General features: G+C 43.5%; 16 protein-coding genes. 11 read left to right on the top strand and 5 right to left on the bottom strand.

Annotated features, from left to right (window positions below; translation table 11 throughout):
* A complete protein-coding gene (locus QE357_RS17195; RefSeq protein ID WP_309710046.1) occupies positions 1-582 on the top strand; it encodes an XRE family transcriptional regulator in 582 nt (193 codons plus the stop codon).
* Between the two features lie 267 nt (positions 583-849).
* The gene (locus QE357_RS17190) at positions 850-1,392 is read left to right on the top strand and encodes an HD domain-containing protein (protein WP_309710043.1); all 543 of its coding nucleotides are present in this window, start codon (positions 850-852) and stop codon (positions 1,390-1,392) included.
* Positions 1,393-1,765: 373 nt separating this feature from the next.
* Here QE357_RS17190 and QE357_RS17185 read toward each other — a convergent pair whose 3' ends face one another.
* Positions 1,766-2,611, bottom strand: coding sequence for an SDR family NAD(P)-dependent oxidoreductase (locus QE357_RS17185; protein WP_309710040.1), 846 nt, complete (start codon positions 2,609-2,611; stop codon positions 1,766-1,768).
* Between the two features lie 486 nt (positions 2,612-3,097).
* Between QE357_RS17185 and QE357_RS17180 the strand changes: the two genes are divergently transcribed.
* From QE357_RS17180 to QE357_RS17170, 3 genes are all read left to right on the top strand, one after another.
* The gene (locus QE357_RS17180) at positions 3,098-3,499 is read left to right on the top strand and encodes a PspC domain-containing protein (protein ID WP_307141122.1); all 402 of its coding nucleotides are present in this window, start codon (positions 3,098-3,100) and stop codon (positions 3,497-3,499) included.
* Between the two features lie 111 nt (positions 3,500-3,610).
* Entirely contained in the window at positions 3,611-3,898 is a 288-nt protein-coding gene (locus QE357_RS17175) for a LiaF transmembrane domain-containing protein (protein ID WP_106635389.1), read from the top strand.
* Between the two features lie 44 nt (positions 3,899-3,942).
* The gene (locus tag QE357_RS17170) at positions 3,943-4,899 is read left to right on the top strand and encodes a LiaI-LiaF-like domain-containing protein (protein ID WP_309710036.1); all 957 of its coding nucleotides are present in this window, start codon (positions 3,943-3,945) and stop codon (positions 4,897-4,899) included.
* Between the two features lie 134 nt (positions 4,900-5,033).
* On the opposite strand, the gene mnmA is transcribed toward QE357_RS17170, so the two are convergent.
* Together mnmA and QE357_RS17160 are read right to left on the bottom strand one after the other, a co-directional pair.
* The gene (gene mnmA / locus QE357_RS17165; protein WP_309710032.1) at positions 5,034-6,146 is read right to left on the bottom strand and encodes a tRNA 2-thiouridine(34) synthase MnmA; all 1,113 of its coding nucleotides are present in this window, start codon (positions 6,144-6,146) and stop codon (positions 5,034-5,036) included.
* Positions 6,147-7,914: 1,768 nt separating this feature from the next.
* Entirely contained in the window at positions 7,915-9,156 is a 1,242-nt protein-coding gene (locus QE357_RS17160; protein ID WP_309710028.1) for a tyrosine-type recombinase/integrase, read from the bottom strand.
* Between the two features lie 380 nt (positions 9,157-9,536).
* Between QE357_RS17160 and QE357_RS17155 the strand changes: the two genes are divergently transcribed.
* From QE357_RS17155 to QE357_RS17130, 6 genes are all read left to right on the top strand, one after another.
* Positions 9,537-9,935 (top strand): response regulator, encoded by a 399-nt coding sequence (locus QE357_RS17155; RefSeq protein ID WP_106635393.1) that lies wholly within the window; start codon positions 9,537-9,539, stop codon positions 9,933-9,935.
* An 890-nt stretch (positions 9,936-10,825) separates the two neighbouring features.
* Entirely contained in the window at positions 10,826-11,830 is a 1,005-nt protein-coding gene (locus tag QE357_RS17150) for a LacI family DNA-binding transcriptional regulator (RefSeq protein WP_307141079.1), read from the top strand.
* A gap of 53 nt (positions 11,831-11,883) precedes the next feature.
* The gene (locus QE357_RS17145; RefSeq protein ID WP_106635396.1) at positions 11,884-12,795 is read left to right on the top strand and encodes a carbohydrate kinase; all 912 of its coding nucleotides are present in this window, start codon (positions 11,884-11,886) and stop codon (positions 12,793-12,795) included.
* Between the two features lie 55 nt (positions 12,796-12,850).
* Positions 12,851-14,146 carry an L-fucose:H+ symporter permease gene (gene fucP / locus QE357_RS17140; protein ID WP_309710022.1) on the top strand — a complete coding sequence of 432 codons (1,296 nt, stop codon included), beginning with the start codon at positions 12,851-12,853 and terminating at the stop codon, positions 14,144-14,146.
* Positions 14,147-14,242: 96 nt separating this feature from the next.
* The gene (locus tag QE357_RS17135; protein WP_309710019.1) at positions 14,243-15,637 is read left to right on the top strand and encodes a carbohydrate porin; all 1,395 of its coding nucleotides are present in this window, start codon (positions 14,243-14,245) and stop codon (positions 15,635-15,637) included.
* A gap of 179 nt (positions 15,638-15,816) precedes the next feature.
* Entirely contained in the window at positions 15,817-16,665 is an 849-nt protein-coding gene (locus tag QE357_RS17130) for a sugar phosphate isomerase/epimerase family protein (RefSeq protein ID WP_309710016.1), read from the top strand.
* Between the two features lie 249 nt (positions 16,666-16,914).
* On the opposite strand, the gene QE357_RS17125 is transcribed toward QE357_RS17130, so the two are convergent.
* Together QE357_RS17125 and QE357_RS17120 are read right to left on the bottom strand one after the other, a co-directional pair.
* Positions 16,915-17,595, bottom strand: coding sequence for an aspartate/glutamate racemase family protein (locus tag QE357_RS17125; RefSeq protein ID WP_106635398.1), 681 nt, complete (start codon positions 17,593-17,595; stop codon positions 16,915-16,917).
* Between the two features lie 808 nt (positions 17,596-18,403).
* Entirely contained in the window at positions 18,404-19,393 is a 990-nt protein-coding gene (locus tag QE357_RS17120) for a 2-oxoglutarate and iron-dependent oxygenase domain-containing protein (protein ID WP_309710012.1), read from the bottom strand.
* Positions 19,394-19,465 lie beyond the last annotated feature (72 nt).

Below are 19,465 nucleotides of genomic sequence, written 5' to 3'. Positions count from 1 at the left end.
ATGAATGAAGACGTCTTAATACAGATTAGCAGCCAATTAAAAGATAAAAGAAAAGGTCAGGGAATAACTTTACAGGAATTGGCTAATAGAGCCGAAGTGAGTAAAGCTTTAATTTCCCAGATCGAGAATAATCGTACGATTCCTTCCTTACTCGTATTGATTAATCTGATTCGTTCATTAGGATTAGATCTGAATATTTTTTTTGATGAAATTGCGAAAAATTCAGCTAATGGTAAATTAGTCGTTCGTCGAAAAGAAGAGTATCAATCCTTCTATAAAGAAGATAATAATTCTTTTGTCTATAATAGAATTTTAACAAAAAATATTTCCGGCCTAACGCTCGATTTAGTCCTGTTATATCTATTGCCCAACGCCAAGCGGGAAAACATGACTACAACAGAAGCTTTCGAGTTTAAATACATCATTAAGGGCGAAGTAGAATACATCGTTGGGGAGGAAACCCATCAGCTAAAAGAAGGGGATTCTTTATTCTTTGATGGGCGAGTGCCGCACCGATCCAGAAATATTCGGAACGAAGCAGCACAGGTACTCGTAGTGTATTTCTTCGGAGAAAAAGCATAAGCTGGGAAAGTAAAAATCTCTTGGTATAGGCGTGATTATAATCTGGTTTCTATCAATTTGTTCACAACCGCTTAAAATTGAGGTAATCTATGCCGGTTACTTTTGTTGCTGTGATTAAGCTACATTATCCGACCCGGCTTCTCATTAAATATGGTTAAGTGAATGAAACGATACTAAAAGCGGCAGAACCTTGTCCTGCCGCTTTTTATATATAGTCTGAAGTCGGAAAGTGTTAATTAACAATGGTTTATTAAATTACTTCCACTGATGAAAAATTTTGAAATGCAGGCTACCGTTGATGCCATTCTGGGGTTATACGAATCCTTTGGAGAGAGCACCGGTGAGCCCCACAATATCCTTGAACACTCCATTCAAGTAGCTCAGTTAGCCGAAGAAGAAGGCTATGATGATGAAGTTATACTGGCGGCTTTCTTCCATGACATCGGTTACTTATTACCCAACCATTCTTCCAATTCCAGACGCTCATACGGACAAATCGGCTCGGATTATTTGCGGGCCAATGGTTTTTCCGAGAAAGTAGTTCAGGTAGTGATCATGCAGACTGAAGCTCAGCGATACCTGGCCTGGAAGTTCCCCGAACGAAAGTTTGAATCTCCTTTTAGTTCTCCCACCTACCCTGAGGTAATGTCCGAAAAGGAGGCTAAAGCATATGAGAAAAATCCTTATTTTTTCCTAAGTCTAAAAGTAAACGAATGGGATGTGAGCACCTTGAATACGCAGGCCGTTTGCGTTAACCTGGACCATTATCGCACCATTGCTCTTCGTCATTTGCAGGGTAATTTATCTTAAGTAACAACAGAGCATACGCATCTAGAAATTACGTTACCCTCATAGAAACTATTGAACAGAAACTAAAACACCCTTTACTAACTTTATAGTAACTTATGACTATAATAACAGAATAAAATTTAAAATACATATATAATTTACTATGGGTATAATTCATATAAACTATTCATTTGTTATAGAATTAATTCTAATCAATCATTGATTAAAGAATGCATAAACATTTCTATTTTGATGGAATACTAATGGCTTGATCGCTTCCTGATTCGTAGGTATGTCCTAGTGATGTTCGGAATAAAACTCAATTATTATCCAAAGGAAATTTAAGAAGATGCATTAGTTCTAAAATCTTATCTTTTTAAAAATAAGCTTGTACTTATAGCATCCATCGTTCGCCGAGAGCTTCTTCACTTCGCTTCCACAGCAATTGAGCATTGTAATCATTTACATCCTTATTTAAAATTCGGGCAGGTTTTGACTTGGAGAAATAACCGCCATTATACGATTCGGGCAAGTCTGCTGTGGCGAGGTAAATAGAAGTTTGAGCCCCTTCTTCGGTGGTAATCATGAAAGGACGTAAAAAGCCAAAACCGTACTTCCACCAATCCGTAAAATTTCGACCAAATTGAGTGTTCACTACGCCGGGATGCACCGCGTAGGCCGATACATTTTGTCCCTTTAAGCGATTCGCTAATGCTACGGTAAATAACAGATTAGCCAGTTTTCCGTCACCATAGGCTGACCAGATGTTCATTTTCGAATTATGCTTTAGGAAAAAACGACGGCTTTTTCCCATGGCATGAGCGGCGGAAGACAAGTTAATAATTCGTCCTTTTCCGCTGGCTTTTAGTAAATCAATAAGTTCGAGCGTAAGGAGGAAATGGCCTAGATGATTGGCAACAAAGCTTTTTTCGTAGCCATCGCGGGTGAATTCTAGCTGAGCTGGAGCGTACCCTGCATTATTAATGAGGCAATCCAGCCGGTCGTATTTCTGATGGATTTGCTGGCAAGCCTGCCGGATGGAATCCATGTTGGTTAAATCGGCGAAAAAAAGATCAATGCGGGCCTGAGGCGTTTGTTCCAGAATCTGTTTTCGGGCCTGTTCACCTTTCTCGCGTGAACGCACCAGAAAAATAAGATCAAATCCTTTGTGAGCAAGTGCCTGAGCCGTCGCCAGGCCTAAACCGGAGTTCGCTCCGGTAATAAGAACAATAGTTGACATAACCTCGAAAATGATACGTTAAGGTTAGTAAAAAAAATTAGCCATGGCCCTAAAATAATAAACCCACCGTAGAAGGTGGGTTCGATACCGTGAGTTGGAGTAGTATAATTACAAATGCGGATACTGATGTTTTAATCTTGACAAAACTTATTCACTTTTTGTTTCCATGGCTTTGCTACACAAGCAATTTTTCGGGAAGGATGAAGGTTGATGATACAAAGCTGGGTCGATTTTTCTGAATTTGATTACGTAGAAATACCTGATTTGGCATTTTTTCTTTCTATAAATCACTAAAAGTTAGTAAATGAAAAGGGGAGGTACTATGTATTGCCTAGTTCTATCCATAAAATAGTCCGTTGATCCGTTTGCTTTAACCATCTGCCCCAATTGGCTTCACTGAAAGAGAAATTCTGCTGAATTTTGAATCAACAACAACGAAGCAAAATTGCTTCATCATTCGATAATCACTGTTTAAACCCTATAGCCATGAACCGCTTAGAACGTATTCCCTCGCAAAAAATGATTGGTGGAGTAGCTGCCGGATTGGCTGCTTACCTGAACATTGACGTAGCCCTGGTTCGGGTACTGTTTGTTCTGGGAGCCATCTTTACTCATGCTCCTTTTATCATTGCCTATATCATTCTCTGGATTGCTTTACCCAAACGTCTGGACGGCACCTATGCTACGGAGTATACTACTTCCACACCACCTCAGCGAAGCAATAACAGCCGGGCCTGGGGGATTGTAGCGATCCTATTGGGTAGCATTTTCCTACTTGATGAATTTACCTGGTGGTTTAGCTGGCACAAATTCTGGCCTGTGCTCTTCATCGTAATCGGATTGTGCATCCTTTTCAAGGATCAGATTCGTGAAAAAATAGCGGAGTAAGTCTCATTTTAATCTTTAGAAAACAGGGTAACTTCCTCTCTATTGAAGTGTTACCCTGTTTCCATTGACTCCTCAGCCTATTCATTTTTTATTAACCAAAACTCTACGGATATGAAATCCTCGCGTGTCATTGTAGGTGCCTGCTTTATTGCTTTTGGCCTAATAAAATTGGGCGAAGAATTGGGGTTTTTTGATTTTGACTGGTCTGCCATCTGGCGTTACTGGCCCATTTTGCTGATTAGCTGGGGTGTCTGGATACTGGTTCGGGATAAGACGCAACCGCCCTATGATCCCCCTCTGGATCCGCCTACTTCCTACACGCATTTCCCGGAAGATCCGCAGGCTCCACAGCCCCCGCAGACTCCTGAAACGCCGCAAACACCCCATACTCCTCTCTAAGTCAATCAAACATACCTTAACTGCACGGCTTGTGCTTCTACGATATGAAACCCCAAAGTATAATAATCGGAGCCATCTTTATATTAGTCGGTTTTCTGTTTCTGGGCAGAAACATGGACTGGTTTGATTTTCACTTTAGCGAAATATTTCGTTTCTGGCCCTTACTGTTTGTAGTACTTGGACTGAACATGATCCTGGGAAAATCAAACAGAGCCGTTACGGTCATCGTATTAGTGCTGCTGGGTATTTGTATTCCCATTTTTATTGCGACAAAAGTACGGGATAAGGTAAGAGATGAGGTTACTATTGAAAGCTCCTGGAGCGACGATGACCACGAGGAAGAGGAGGACATTGAAGAATCGGTAGAATCGCACGGAGGGGGTAAACAATACCTGGCGGAACCGATGACGGATAGCATTGAATCGGCGACGTTTAGACTCGAAGGAGGAGCGGCAGAGTTTACAATGGGAACCACCGACAAAGAACTCGTGGAAGCGGACGGTAATCTTGATTTTGGAAATCTTTCGCTGAAGAGCATGAGCGGTAGTGGGTCGAACGAAGTAGTGCTTGCTATGAAAGGGAAAGGTAACTGGAAATTGAAAGAGCACACCCACAACGACGTAGCCATTCGCCTGAATCCTAAACCCGTTTGGGATCTGGATATGCAGGTAGGGGCGGGGAAGGTAGATTTTGACCTGACGCCTTTCAACGTTCAGAAAGTACGACTCAAAACTGGAGCCGCCGAAATGGAACTGAAGCTGGGTGATAAAGCTGACCTGGCCGATGTAGACGTAAACGCGGGCTTAGCAAGTATAAAGATTATGGTTCCCGAAGGTGTGGGGTGCCGCATTACCACAAACGGAGCCTTAACCGATAAAAAATTCAACGGTTTTGTTAGAGATGGAAATGAATACGAAACCTCAAACTATAACTCTGCTGCCAAAAAAATAAACATCAAATTCAACGGCGGAATCGCCGAATGGGAAGTGGAAAGGTATTAGCGTTTTGAGTTTAGTGTTTATAAGTTTTGAGTTTAGGGTATTCCATAAAATAGGCCGTTAGATCATCTAACGGCCTTCTTCTTTTCAAAAATGCTAGGTATTTAACTCAAAACTCCCAACTCAAAACCCTAAACTTATTTGAGGGCTTTCATGATCCAGCCTCCGCCAATAACGTCGTCGCCTTCGTAGAAAACGGCGGCTTGGCCGGGGGCCAGGCCCGTTACGGGTTCGTGGAAGCTTACTTCCATCTGATTTCCCGTTTGGGTAATGATGGCGGGCGTTCCTTCGTGTTTGTAACGGATTTTCGTGATCGTTTCCATCGGTTGGGGAATCTCCGCATACTTTTGAAGATTCAACTGACTTACGATCATTCCTGTACGTTCCAGATCACGATCGCGACCCAGTACTACTTCATTGGTATCCTTTTTGATTTCCGTAACGAAAGCAGGGTAGCCTAAGGCAATGCCCAGTCCTTTTCGCTGTCCAATGGTATAAAAGGGGTAACCTTCGTGCTTACCTAATACTTTTCCCTCCTGATCGACGAAGTTACCACCGGCTACTTCCGCTTCGAGCGTAGGAATGCGGCGTTTGAGGAAACCACGGTAATCATTGTCTGGGACAAAGCAGATTTCGTAACTCTCGGCCTTGGTTGCTAATTCAAAAAAGCCACGTTCTTTTGCCATTTCCCGGATTTCACTCTTGCGGAAATTTCCCAGTGGGAGTTTCGTTCGCGAAAGGCTCTCCTGCGATACACCCCAGAGAACATAACTCTGATCTTTCCAGGTATCTAAACCTTTCGAAACGACGTGACGACCGTGCGACAGACCGCCATTTTCTTGCCGCAGGTTTGCATAATGGCCCGTGGCGATGAATTCGCAATCCAGCTTATCGGCTCGGCGAAGCAGAGCGTCCCATTTAATATGCGTATTGCAGAGCACACAGGGGTTTGGCGTGCGGCCTTCCAGGTATTCTCCCGTAAAGTGATCAATTACGTAATCTCCGAACTCATTGCGGATATCCAGAATATAGTGCGGAAAACCTAGCTGTACGGCCACATTGCGGGCATCATTAATACTATCGAGGCTACAGCAGCCGGTCTCTTTCTTCGTTCCCCCGGAACTGGCATAATCCCAGGTTTTCATCGTCATTCCGATGACTTCGTAGCCTTGTTCATGCAGCAGAACTGCTGCCAGTGAAGAATCAATGCCGCCACTCATGGCGACCAAAATACGTCCGTGTTTGCTCATGCGAATCGGCCAGGGTTCAAAGTCCTGCGATTAGTGGTTTAATATGGTGTGATGTGTAGTGTCATGTCCTGATTTTCAGTAGATTAGCAAAAGCATTACATCACATGAAATCAAGGAAAACCACGATTTGTTGTACCTATGTTGTACCAAATGACGATGTATATCTCAGAGGCACAAACTCAGTAGGTACGGAGTAACCACATTTTATAAAAATTAATTCACCTGCAAAGTTAATATTTTTATGGCCTCCTCACTGAAAGTTGTTTTACGGAAGAAAGCCAATTAGGACAGAACGTTCACTTGGTTCTTCTAATAACAGTAGATCGAAAATCCTTTGGGGAGATAACGCCAACGCATCTGATGAGCATAAAAAGGCCACTCCGGTGGTCTTGACCTATGAGTGCAGTGCCCTTCATCAATTCCAAGCGTATTTGAAATCAACACAACCTCATACGAAGCCTTTCCAAAATCAACCTTTACAATGGTTAGTATTTCCTTGCGGATATGTTCGCAAGAGACATGGTAACACTCCTCATGAAGAGCATCCATAAATCAACAGGATTATAAAAATAGAATTAGAAAGCAATAAACAAGTAGGATATGTTTTATAAGTGCAGTAAAATAGATTCAAAGTTTTACGCTAAAAACGCTTACAGCCTGATAGGAATTATTGTATTTACCTTAAGCTAATACAAAATAGTTTTCAATTGACTTCATTAAAAACTATTCAAACGCTGTAGATTACTTAATAGATCGGATCGCCTTTACTTTAAAAGCATGCCTTATGTAATTAGCGAATATATGCTACGTATATACATGTAACCTATTTATTCCTAAATAGCGAGTTTTCAACCTCATGTTATGAAGATAGTAATATAACTTATTTAATAAATAATGTGACTAGTTTTTGTGAGTTTGCTTTACTTGGGTTGCCATGAGTTTTATACTACTTAATTTAAGCCGTTTACCCTGTTATAATCTAACTTCACATACATTTAACGTAATGTCCTTTATTTTATATAAACCTTTGTAATGTATTTCTGCACGTTGAGAAAATCTATCGTAAGGCCTGTGGCTTACAAATACTTACGTTCTTGACTAATGAAACAAGACCCTATTGCATGGGTAGTTAAGAAAGCAAGAAACGTCTGTAGTGGTTATTCCTTTCTGCTAAGGATAGAGTTTATTGAATGGTTGACTTTTAATGCCCTTAATTAACCCACATCTTTCTTTACCAATTACACGATTCTTCTCTTGATTTAAAAGTAACAATTTTATATTATGGCAACAGCGACTCAAAAGATTGTGGCAAGACGATGCCCTTATTGTCGGTCTACAGATATTGAACGCCATCGTCGTCCAATGCTCATTCGAACGTTACTTTTTTTTCTTCCTATTAAATGGCTTTTCTGTGTAAGATGTCGTAGACATTTTCCGATTTTGTAATACTTAAATCGTGAAATGGTATCATAAAAATATTTATCCTTAATTTTGATAAAATAAACTACTAAAGTCGTCTTTTCTGCCTAATTTTACCGCTCATGTAAGGCTTGGTGATGGCCTGTCTTTTACAGTCATTCTTATTTGAATAAAGAGCAAATCCTTATTATATTTCAATTCACATGAGGTCTGCTTGAAAGGGCGGGGCTTACCCATGGGTACATAGAGTATCTGCCAAAGACTCTAACCTCATGAGTACCGAGAATAAATCTCGAATAATGGGTTATCTTCTTTAGTAAATATTACGGTAAAGGTTAGCCGAATAGCTTTAAGACATTCCTACCTGATATTTTTGCTCGTAGACTTTATCCAAGTAAAAGCTCAACGAGAGTGTGCGTTCGGTATCTGCGTGATTAACATAGCGTTGGAACATTCGCTCCGAACTATGCCCGGTGGCTTCCATTAGTAAAGGCGTGGGGATTTTGCCGTAAAAATTGGAGGCAAAGCTTCGGCGACCAATGTGGCTGGTAATCGCCTTCCATTTCGGTAAGACCTGAGTCATGGACCGAAATCCCTGACGTTTGCGTACGGTCGTTAGCGAATTGATCCCTGCCAACTGAGCCACTGCTTTGATCTGCTGATTATACAATTGGCCGGAAAGCTTTGCGGGAAAAGAACCTCCATTCAGCCGCATGACTTTTAACACGGTTTGATGTAAGGGTAATAGAATTTGTTTCTGAGTCTTCTGCTGTACAAAAGAGACACACATTTTTTCGCCCAGACTACGAAGCATTTGCTGATTAAATTGCATAAAGTCAGAAACACGCTGACCCGTATAACAACTGATAATCAGCCAGTCTTTGGCTGCCTGCAAAGCCGTCGGCACGGAGGTATCGTTAATCTGAATTACTTCATCCTCTGACAGGGTAATGCAGGGTGTCTCTTGTTTTTCTCTGGGTAATTCCAGCTCATAGGCAAACGTGCGAACGCCTCGTTTCTCTAAAAAATTCAGAATGGTCCGGACGAAGTGAATGGTGCGGTGAACGGTGGAGGTGCTGTAGGCTTCGAGGGTTCCGAAAGCTAGAAAATCTCGAACAAAATCTGCATTAACCTGCTCAATGACAAGCGTTTGTCGGCGATGGCCTTCAAAACGTTCGATCAATCGTAGGAAGACTAGATAGCGTTTATAGGTAGACGTGCAAAGCAGATGCGACCGGGAATGAATGTAGTGATTCATGGCGGCAAGCAAACTGCCTTCTCCATAGGTGGGCTCTAGTTGGCAGAGTGTATTGATTTTTCGCTCTAGAGTCTTCAAAGAAAGGGATCTGGTCGTTTTTTTAACCTGAAAAAGCTGGTGGAGAGCAATCTTTAAACGATTGAGCTTCGCATTGATCGTTTTGTACTTTTTGAGATAAATATTCCGAGGGCGTTGCCGCTCAGCATCCCATGCGTCAGCTTCGATTCGCAAGGGTGTTCGGACGAGATACCTTTTACCTGCCAAATCTTCGACTTGAGCAACAATAATCGAGTGAGAATGAAGGGGGTTTAGTAAGAATGAAATTAATTTCATCGGAGGACAAACAGTTTATTTCCAGCGAAATTAGTTATTCTGTTTAGTCCTACACAGACTACTAGTAGCTCGGTAAAGGTATCTAAAATAGGCTATTTATCAAATAAAAGAATCTAAGGAACGCTTCATTATAAGCTCAATAGGGAAATTAGGATATTGGAGTACGACCAGTCATTTTCTTGCTAGTAAAACGGAGCATCTTGGGAGTAATGACCTGATACTCATCAACAAAAAAAGGGAATCTAGTCTGTGTAGGACTACAATAAGCTCTTTTAAGGGAGTAGCTAAAAGAACGCTCTGGGTAAAGAGAAAAATGGAAGGAGGCGTAGTTTAAGAAGCAGGTTTAGTTTAAATAAACAAGTATAATATCCGCCAACACAATGATCACACTTGCTTTCGCAGATGACAGTATTTTTCAGCATGCTTTGCTGAAAATAAAAATAAGAAAAGATCCCCGTTTTCGATTAGACATTTTTGCTTTCGACGGGCTCGAACTGATTGAAAAGCTGGAACAGGCTAATGAAATTCCCGATGTTTGTATTTTGGATCTACAAATGCCTGAATTGAATGGCATTGAAACAGCCCAGCGACTCACGCATCGATTTCCTAAGCTTCTTTTATTTGGCTGGACAACTTGTCACGAGTCCTCTAAAGTCACTCAGATGTTAGCAAGTGGCGTCCTTGAGGTGTTCGCAAAAGAGGATGTGGATTCTATGTTCAGGGCTATCGAGGAAGGCATACTTTCCCAACAAAAAAATCAGATGCGTAAAGAGGCGTAACCCTAGCCTTTAAAGCCCGCTTCTTGAATCACTTAAAAGCAGTATTAGTCCTCTCTCTAAAGAGGACTTTTCCGTATATACGCTGGGTTGCTACGGATCGGTCTGAGGAGTTTTGATTCCGGTGAAAGACTTAAAAGACCGATTGATTTCAAGCGATTAACCTTATTTCAATTCCAATAAGGTACGATTAAGACCCGTGAATTTAGCGAGAAAAAATAGCCCCTTTTAGGTTCTAAGGCCCTTTTTAGTTCTGTATATCCAACTTCATAGTCGTCGACCGCCAATGGTACGAAAAACCCCGTCGATCGACGACTGTTCATAATCAGATGGTTATAGCTATTATGATTCAATTAGTCTGAAAATAACAGTATGCCAAAGAACGATTGTAGGAGGTCGACGATATTGGGCGCGTGGAATTCAGAGATAACCTCTTCTCTTTCTTCGGCACTCTTAGACGAAGAAAGTATCCTGCCATTCAATCTCTCATTTACGAATCTTACTTCATTTACTCGAAGTTTCAACTCACAAAAAATAGCAACGACCTCTCGTAAGGCGTGGCGTACACCGCAAAAACACGTCATGTGGAAAGGTAATCTTTTAATTCTTCCTTTTCAAAATTCAAGGTATCAAGAACCGGGAACTTAGTTCCAATCCCTAGAGAAGCCCTGCCATTAGGGATTGAGTAGGAGAATGCTGGTAATGAGGCTTGCCAGAAAAACTCAACATTTTTCGTAGGTGGGACAGAGTACATCTTCGCCAGAACGGTCAATTGGCAGAATGACCATTATTCTTTACTTTTCTAAAAAAAATATGATTTTCTTTAGAAAAGGATTTGTTTAAACATTTAAACAATCTTACTTTTACGCAAAAAAGTACAGAACTGGGTTTCCATGAAAAAAGTCTTGTTACGCGATGTGGCTGAAAAAGCAGGCGTTTCAATCGCCATGGTTTCCTATGTCCTGAATGGCCAGAAAACGGATCGGATCAATAAAGATACCGCCCAACGGATTCGCAAGGTCGTTGAAGAGCTTAACTATCGCCCCAATTTTCTGGCTCAGAGTTTAAAGCTGAAAAAAACCTTTAGTCTGGGTTTCGTTGCAGCGGATATTGCCAATACCTTTTCTTCCCAACTCGCCCGTATCATTAGTGACGAAGCCGACCAGGCGGGTTATGCCCTCATTATTGGCAGTTCGGATGAGAGTAAGCCCCGGTTCGAACGGTTGATTAATCAGTTACTGAATCGTCAGGTAGATGGCCTGATTCTGGCCGCTCCCGAAGGATCAGATGAGCTGATCAAAGCCTTACAGGATCGAAAAACACCGCTGGTGTTGATTGACCGTTATTTCCCTGATTTGTCGGTAAGTAGTGTTAGCGTTAATAACTATCAGGCTTCGTTCGATGCAATGAGTGAGTTTATTACGCAGGGTCGAAAGAAGATTGGCATTCTGGTATACGATACTACTTTACAACACTTGAAAGAACGGATGCTGGGAGCTCAGGATGGCATTACGCAAAGCCATTCCGCAAGCTACGTCACTCATGTAATTCACGAAAATCACATTGAGCAGGAAGTTTCCGCGGCGATCACTTCCATGTTACAAACGGGCGTTGATGCCATCTATTTTACCAGTAACAAGCTAGGCATTGCCGGTATGCGTTACCTAATGAACCATCAGATTGCGGTGCCAACCCAAGTGTCAACTCTGTTTTTTGATGAAACAGAAGTGTTTGATTTTTATCCCAGCCCTTTGCCCTTTATTCGACAACCCCTGGCCGATATGGGTAAAAAAGCAGTAGAGTTATTATTCCAGCAAATGAACGACTCGGCTCTTCCCCCTGAATCGATTATCCTTGAAACCTCATTCGTGCATTCTCATTCAAGTTTTACTCAATAACCTCCAATTATTTTTTATTAACCTTTTGTTTAAACGTTTAAACATATCAGGCAATGCCAAATAAACCGACCGTTGTGTGCTTTGGAGAAATTCTCTGGGACATCTTTCCTGAAGGACAAAAAGCTGGGGGAGCTCCTTTTAATGTAAGTTACAACCTTCATAAACAGGGAATTACCAGTAGAATGGTAAGCCGGGTAGGAACAGACGCTCTGGGCGATGAGTTACTCGACCTGATTCAAAGCTGGGGTGTTCCAACGGAAGATATTCAGCGGGATGAGATCCATCCTACAGGTACTGTTTTAGCCCGAATTGACGAGGATAACGAAGCTCATTATGATATTATCCAGAACGTAGCCTGGGATCATATTGGTTGTACGCCCGCCAACGAAGAATTGATTCGGAACTCGGCGGCTTTTGTTTATGGCAGTTTGTCTATTCGGGAAGAAGCATCCCGGGAAACCCTGTATCGATTACTGGAAGTGGCTCCTTTCAAAGTGTTCGATATTAACCTGCGGCCTCCCTTTTATACGCCTGAAGTACTGGAATACCTGCTGGGAAAGGCTGACATGGTCAAAACCAATAAAGCCGAATTACGGGCCATTCTGGAAATGTTTGGAGAGGAATACATCACGGAAGAAGGAGCGATTGCATTTCTGGAAAAACGATTCAAAGTCAGTGAAGTGCTGTTAACCAAAGGCAGCCGAGGAGCGGTTTATTACGGTCATCAGAATTATTACTTCTGTCCAGCCGTGCCCGTTACTGTTCAGGATACCGTTGGCAGTGGGGATTCATTTCTGGCGGGTTACCTGGCCGAACGTGTGCGGGGTGGGAAGATGGAAGCCGCTATGGGTAATGCTGCCGCCATGGGAGCTTTTATTACCACTAAAAAAGGAGCCTGCCCAGAATATACCCTGGAGGAGTTTGAAACTTTCAAACAAAAAGCCTTACTGGCTCCTGCAATTTAAGTAATCAGATTATCCGCCTAAATATACCAAAACGCTCATTCATTACTTATAGATTATGGCCACCGGAACCGCCCAGATGCCTACAGGAACAACCCGGATTATACACCCCGGCAATAACCCTAAAGCAAGTTATCTTTTTCCACTTATTCTCATTACCTGCCTTTTCTTTCTCTGGGGCATGGCAAATAACCTGAATGATATTCTCATTCAGCAATTCAAAAAAGCTTTCGAACTGTCTGACTTTCAGTCAGGATTGGTACAATCGGCCTTTTATCTGGGGTATTTTGTGTTGGCTTTACCGGCCTCTCTCATCATGAGAAAGTATAATTACAAAACCGGTATTGTGATTGGATTAGTCCTCTATGCTTTGGGAGCTTTCTTGTTCGTTCCGGCGGCAGATCAAAATTCCTATCAGTTTTTTCTGTTTGCTCTTTTTGTGATCGCGAGTGGACTGGCTTTTCTGGAAACGGCTGCTAATCCTTATGTAGCGGTGTTAGGCACGCCCGAAACGGCCAGTTTTCGTCTGAATCTGGTGCAGGCGTTTAATCCTATTGGTTGTGTAACGGGGATTATCGTAGGGCAGCAGTTTATCTTTTCGGGTGTGGAACACACCGCCGAGACCTTGAGCAAACTAAGTCCTGAGGCATTAAAGGCGTATTATGTCTCGGAATCGGCGGCGGTAAAAATGCCTTACCTGGTGATTGGAATCGTTGTAGCCATTTTTGCGGTTATTTTTCTAATTACCCGTTTCCCAATCGTGAAGGATGAGGAATCCCGCGAAGTAGCTCCGTCCGTATCTGGCAGTATTCTGAAGAAAAAGCACTTTTCGGGAGCCGTGATTGCCCAATTCTTTTACGTAGGTGCTCAGGTCTGCATCTGGAGTTTTCTGATTCGTTACATTCAGTATAACCTGCCCGGAACCCCTGAAAAAACAGCAGCTAACTATCTGATTATCTCACTGGTACTATTCACGGCGGGCCGTTTTCTGGGCACTGCTCTAATGAAAAGAATTTCTGATCACGTATTACTGGTGAGTTATGCGATAGCAACAATTCTGCTGGTTGCGGTGGCGATCCTCTTTCCCGGAACGATGGGCTTATGGGCCCTAGTAATCACCAGCTTCTTCATGTCCATTATGTATCCTACCATTTTCTCATTAGGTATTAGCGGTTTGGGAGAGCGGGCCAAATTGGGTTCTTCCATTCTGGTAATGGCAATTATCGGTGGAGCTATATTGACGGCAGCCATGGGTAAACTTTCCGATGAGGTCGGTATTACCAATGCCTTACTAATTCCGCTGGCGGGCTTTGTGGTAGTGGGCTGGTATGGGTTAAAAGGGTATAAACTCTAACGTTCTATTTATAATTAACTCGCTCATTAACAGGAGATTAATTCGATCCTGTAGCCCTTGCTTTGTCTTTACTTTCCCCCAAAGCTTATTAATCTTATGAAAAAATATGGTTTATGGATCTTCTGCTTTTTAATGGCAGGGTCCATTGCGAAAGCTCAGATCGTTATTACCAACAAAAATTTTTCGATGGGCACTACGGGCCGGATTGGAGCGGGCATTTCGCCTTCTTTACCCGAACACACGGGCCGGCAATTGAATCTGATCGGGCAGGGATCGTTAGGAAGTCGTTTGGAACAGGGCGATTACGTGGATTTTTTACCCGCTTTTCATTTCAAGGCCGTCAATGCCAATAACGATAGTACGCACATTGATTTTCAGGCTCGACTGGCTTTTTATTCGAGTAAAGGGACTTTTCTGGGTAATGTAAATACGGGTTCAATTGGGGGGACGGTGGTGAGCTTACCTGAGGCTTTTGTAGAAGTTCGGAATATTGTAGGCAGCAAATGGAGTGCCTGGGCTGGAGCTCGTTACATGCGTTACGACGACATTCACATTTGCGATTACTTCTATTTTGACGATCATTCGACGCAGGGCTTTGGGATAAAGCATAAAAACACGGCTTTTTCCATGTATTTCCCGGCAGCCATCGACACCTCTTCAACGGGCGTATTACCGTATTCTTACGTAAATATTATTTCGGGAAAAAACGATTTAACCTATCGCCAGCGGGAGATTTTTGTGTTGGATCATACCCTGCGAAGCTGGCCTGGGCATGTGGTTAAGTTACTGGGAGAGTTTCATCACGTAGCGGGTTCTTCCCAGCAGGCGTCCATTCGTTTTCCGAGTGATAATGGTTGGGTTTGGGGCGTGAAATGGTCGGCAGATATTAAGACCAAAGAAAAGGGGTCGTTTAATCAACTGGCGGTACGTTATGGAAACGGCGTTGCCAACGGGGGTGATAACGGGAATACCCAAACCTGGCGAACTTACGGAGCTCCCAACATTGAATCTCAGCGGTATGACGGAGCTTATTCAGCAACGTTGGTGGAGCATTTTCTGCTGAATTTTAAGAAATGTAGCCTGAATGGCTACGGCGTTTATATTCAGAGTCAGGGGGGAGGCAAGGCAAGGGGTTTTGCTCAGGACTATTACAAACGCAGTATTTACAATTCAAAAAAGGATTTAGTAGTGGGAATGCGTGCGATTACGTATGTTACCAATTGGTTTCATCTGATCACGGAGTTACACTACGCCCAACGGCAGGATGGAAATAACCCGTATGCTCGGATGACGAAGTTTATTATTGCCCCGACGTTGGTTCCCACGGCGGAGCGGAGTCCCTGGGCGAGGCCGCACATACGGTTAATTTGTTCTTTTGCTCATTATAATCAGTATGCCTCAGACCATGCCTATTCAGCGTATCTGCAACAGGCCGTTAATCATCGCTGGGGAACGTATTTTGGGGTAAGATCGGAATGGTGGATCTTTTAACGAAGATAGTAGAACCAGATAAATCTACTAACTCGCTGCCTGTCCGTTTGGCGACCTTTAATTGGTTGATGCCAGCGATAAAGCTGGCAGCGGTAGCGTGGCCCGACCACGTTGGTTGGGCCACGCTGGCCGCAATACATAGACGAACAACCATCAACCAATAACGAACAACTAAAAAAATGAAATTCGGAGCTTCCTTACTTACCTGGACCTTACCCGCCTGGACGGCTGAAACGGGTGCCTATGCTATTCAGCAGTCAGCGGTGTATGGTTTTGATGTACTTGAAATATTATTACCTCCTTCGATGGACTTCGATGCACCGACGGTGAAGCGGCAGTTACAGGCGGCAAACCTGGACGTGATTTGTTCGCTGAATTTGCCCGCTTTTGCTCATATTCCTTTTCATCCGAAAGAAGCTCTAAGCTTAATCAAAAAAGCCCTGGATCAAACGGCAGCTTTGGAGGCAACTTTACTGGCCGGCGTATTACATGGCGGCATTGGTGTTTTTTCAGGAAAGCCCCTAACGGCAGCAGAAGAGGATACGCTTTGTGAAGTGTGGGCCGAAGGAACGGACTACGCTCAAAAACTGGGTATTACCGTAGCCATTGAGCCGATTAATCGCTACGAAAGTTACGTCTGCACATCTGCTTCGGATGTCTTGCGAATAATTGATCGGGTAAAATCTCCGAATCTGGGATTACATCTGGATACTTTCCACATGAACATTGAGGAAGCCAATTTTTATGATCCTGTAGTAACGGCGGCTTCTCATCTCAAACACGTCCACATGACGGAAAGCGACCGGGGGATGCTCGGTGAAGGGAATGTACATTGGAATGATCTGTTTCGGGGTTTAGCGGAGGTTAATTATGCGGGAGCATTAGTTCTGGAGAATTTCTCTTCTTCCATTCCGGGCATGGCCGAAGCCGTCTCCCTGTGGCGGCCTTCCAAATACGATGCCGAAACGCTGGCGAAAGGAAGCCTGGCCTTTATGAAGGAAAAAGCGGCTGAATTTGGCTTGATTTAACACCTTTTTAAAGACTTGAAATAGGGAGGAAAATAACCCTTCCATTGTTGGTATATTTTGTGCTGCCAGCTTTTTCGCTGGCAGCACAAAATATATTCACTAAGCCATTACCAGTTACGCTTCGTTAAACATGAACAACGGCGGAAGCACAACCGCCCCGCCTGTCATCTCGGCCAAAGGGAAGAGACCTTGCTGGTGTAGCAGGCCTTTTACTTCAGGCGAGTTAATGGTTTGCCAAATTGAGTTCGCTTACGAAAGCAGATAGTCGACAATGGCCGCAGCGTGTATTTGGGTCGTATCAAAAACTGGGAAAGAAAAGTCTGATTGGCTAATTAGTAATGGAATCTCAGTGCACCCCAGAATCAGGCCTTCGGCTCCCTGAAGAATCAGCTCCTGAGCAATGGCTATAAATTTTTCTTTCGATTCTGGCCGGATATCTCCACGTCCTAATTCTTCCTTCACCACGTGTTGAATGTACGCTCTCGTATCCGCAGAATCAGGTATGAGTACCTGAAGGCCGTACGATTCCAGCTTGTCGCGGTAAAAATCCATTTCCATGGTAAATTTTGTACCGAGCAATCCCACTTTTCTAACCCCTGTAGCGAGGATATCTTGGGCCGTTTCGGTGATGATATTAATAAGCGGAAGCTGGACTTCCTGCTCAAGTAGATCCGCGTACATATGTGCGGTATTAGCCCCCAATACCAAGGCATCAACCTTGGCATTTTTCAGAACCTGACAGGCATTTAAAAGAAGTTCGTATACGCCTTCCCAGGATCTTTGCTGGACTTCTGCAAAGTTGAGTGAGTAAAGCACCAGTTCAGCCGAATTCAGACCGCCAAGTTTCTGATTGACCCCTTCATTGATCAATCGGTAGTAATCCAGGGTGGATGTCCAACTGATTCCTCCAACAATACCTACTTTTTTCATACGGGAATGAAGTGTTTAAAAGACTGTTTGAATAGGGTAAAAGGAATTGACTCCGGTCTTGAAATTTCCAGCTAATCCAGACGTGCACGCAATTACTTACGAATGGACTGAAACCTATTGAAAAGATTTTAAACGACCAACGGTCTCCTTCTGCCATTTAGAGCAAAGAAACTTGTATAGCACTTGCTTCACCAGTAAGGTCTTCCTGCGGTCGAGATGAATAGGTGGGGAGTTACTATCACTAATTGTGTTTCAATTAAAAATTTGTCTAACATTTAGAATCAAATACCTTAACTCAATCCTTTGCTTTGGTAGGAATGACAGGCTTGGGAGAACGGCAGGTGGAACCTGCCTTAGGGTAGGAACGAGAGGGAATATCGTACCCGTGGGTAGCAGGCGGATTTCTTAGGCAGTCGCTCGGCTCTAGCCGAGTGACAAGGTAGCCTGTTAGGCCTCTGGCCGATGTTCGCAAGCCTGTTTTGTTTGGGAAAAGTTGTTTTATGACCCGCTAGGTGTTCGCAGTCTACCGGCCAGAGGCCTAGAGTTAGGTAGTCACTCGGCTAGAGCCGAGCGACTGCGGGGAGTTTTTTGGGATTGGCTCTGAAGTACAGACTGTGTCCCCGGATTTTATCCGGGGCTATTCATATTGAACCCCGCTGGGGTTGTTGTTGAAATTATTACAATAGGTTTACAGCAAATAACCCCGGAGGGGTTAAACACGAATAGCCCCGGATGAAATCCGGGGAAGCTTGAAACAAAAAGAGGTTCGCTAAATCATTAGCGAACCTCTTTCGGTACTAACGAAACCTTACTTTTTCAACCCCAACTCCATTAGACGTTCGTCCAGGAATTCTCCGGCGGTCATATCTGTGTAAAGTTTAGGGTGTTGGGTATCTATGCAGCTTTCGAGCGAGGTCAGGTTCATCTCGGCACGGGGGTGCATGAAGAAGGGAATCGAGAACCGTGATGTGTTCATTTTTTCCCGCGAAGGATTAACCACCCGGTGAATGGTCGATTTGAGTTTGTGGTTCGTTAATCGATCCAGCATATCACCCACGTTCACGATAATCTGATCGGGGAGGGCGGTAATGCCAATCCATTTGCCGTCGCGACGTAATACTTCGAGCCCTTCGGCACTGGCTCCCATTAGCAACGTAATCAGGTTAATATCCCCGTGAGCGGCTGCCCGCACGGCTCCTTCTTCCACCACATTCGGATCAAGCGGGAAGTAATGCAGAGCCCGCAGAATGCTGTTGCCGTGTTTGACTTTATCCTCAAAATAATCCTCTGGTAACTCCAGATACAAGGCAATGGCCCGTAATAAAGTCTTACCTGTTTGTTCAAAAGTCTGATACGTCTGAACTGTATATTTTTCGAAATCAGGTTGTTCCGCAGGGAATACGTTACGCGGGTAATCCGCCCAAACGCTATCGCCGTCATCGGCCGTGGGGTGAGGCTGGCCTACGTGATAAAACTCTTTTAAATCGGCTACCTTAAAGCCTTTCGCCGTTTCTTTACCCTTGCCTACATATCCCCGTTGCCCCGCAATACCGGGAACTTCGTATTTGCGTTTGAAGTCATCGGGGGTGAAGAAAAACGCTTTCACCGAAGCATACAGTTTTTCCTGTAATTCAGGCGTAAGTCCGTGGTTTTTGATGGCCACGAAACCGATATTATTAAACGCTCTTCCCAGATTAGCTACGAATGCAGCTTTACGCTCAGCATCGCCTGAGGTAAAATCAGCCAGATCCAGCGAAGGAATTTCATCCAAAAGGGCGTCGTTCTGAAGACCTTCCATGTTGTGAAGTGTTAAATAGTGTACCGCAAAAATACAATAGTTTAGTATTTAGTGAATACCGTTTTTAGGTTT

The organism is Siphonobacter sp. SORGH_AS_0500 (genome assembly GCF_031453245.1).
GTDB lineage: Bacteria > Bacteroidota > Bacteroidia > Cytophagales > Spirosomataceae > Siphonobacter.
The sequence above is the reverse complement of the archived record's forward strand: the minus strand, read 5'-3'. Positions and strand labels throughout refer to the sequence as shown.

Excerpts from the sequence above, each read along its gene's own strand:
- QE357_RS17195 (WP_309710046.1), top strand. The coding sequence starts at position 1 with ATGAATGAAGACGTCTTAATACAGATTAGCAGCCAATTAAAAGATAAA.
- QE357_RS17190 (WP_309710043.1), top strand. The coding sequence starts at position 850 with ATGAAAAATTTTGAAATGCAGGCTACCGTTGATGCCATTCTGGGGTTA.
- QE357_RS17185 (WP_309710040.1), bottom strand. The coding sequence starts at position 2,611 with ATGTCAACTATTGTTCTTATTACCGGAGCGAACTCCGGTTTAGGCCTG.
- QE357_RS17180 (WP_307141122.1), top strand. The coding sequence starts at position 3,098 with ATGAACCGCTTAGAACGTATTCCCTCGCAAAAAATGATTGGTGGAGTA.
- QE357_RS17175 (WP_106635389.1), top strand. The coding sequence starts at position 3,611 with ATGAAATCCTCGCGTGTCATTGTAGGTGCCTGCTTTATTGCTTTTGGC.
- QE357_RS17170 (WP_309710036.1), top strand. The coding sequence starts at position 3,943 with ATGAAACCCCAAAGTATAATAATCGGAGCCATCTTTATATTAGTCGGT.
- mnmA (WP_309710032.1), bottom strand. The coding sequence starts at position 6,146 with ATGAGCAAACACGGACGTATTTTGGTCGCCATGAGTGGCGGCATTGAT.
- QE357_RS17160 (WP_309710028.1), bottom strand. The coding sequence starts at position 9,156 with ATGAAATTAATTTCATTCTTACTAAACCCCCTTCATTCTCACTCGATT.
- QE357_RS17155 (WP_106635393.1), top strand. The coding sequence starts at position 9,537 with ATGATCACACTTGCTTTCGCAGATGACAGTATTTTTCAGCATGCTTTG.
- QE357_RS17150 (WP_307141079.1), top strand. The coding sequence starts at position 10,826 with ATGAAAAAAGTCTTGTTACGCGATGTGGCTGAAAAAGCAGGCGTTTCA.
- QE357_RS17145 (WP_106635396.1), top strand. The coding sequence starts at position 11,884 with ATGCCAAATAAACCGACCGTTGTGTGCTTTGGAGAAATTCTCTGGGAC.
- fucP (WP_309710022.1), top strand. The coding sequence starts at position 12,851 with ATGGCCACCGGAACCGCCCAGATGCCTACAGGAACAACCCGGATTATA.
- QE357_RS17135 (WP_309710019.1), top strand. The coding sequence starts at position 14,243 with ATGAAAAAATATGGTTTATGGATCTTCTGCTTTTTAATGGCAGGGTCC.
- QE357_RS17130 (WP_309710016.1), top strand. The coding sequence starts at position 15,817 with ATGAAATTCGGAGCTTCCTTACTTACCTGGACCTTACCCGCCTGGACG.
- QE357_RS17125 (WP_106635398.1), bottom strand. The coding sequence starts at position 17,595 with ATGAAAAAAGTAGGTATTGTTGGAGGAATCAGTTGGACATCCACCCTG.
- QE357_RS17120 (WP_309710012.1), bottom strand. The coding sequence starts at position 19,393 with ATGGAAGGTCTTCAGAACGACGCCCTTTTGGATGAAATTCCTTCGCTG.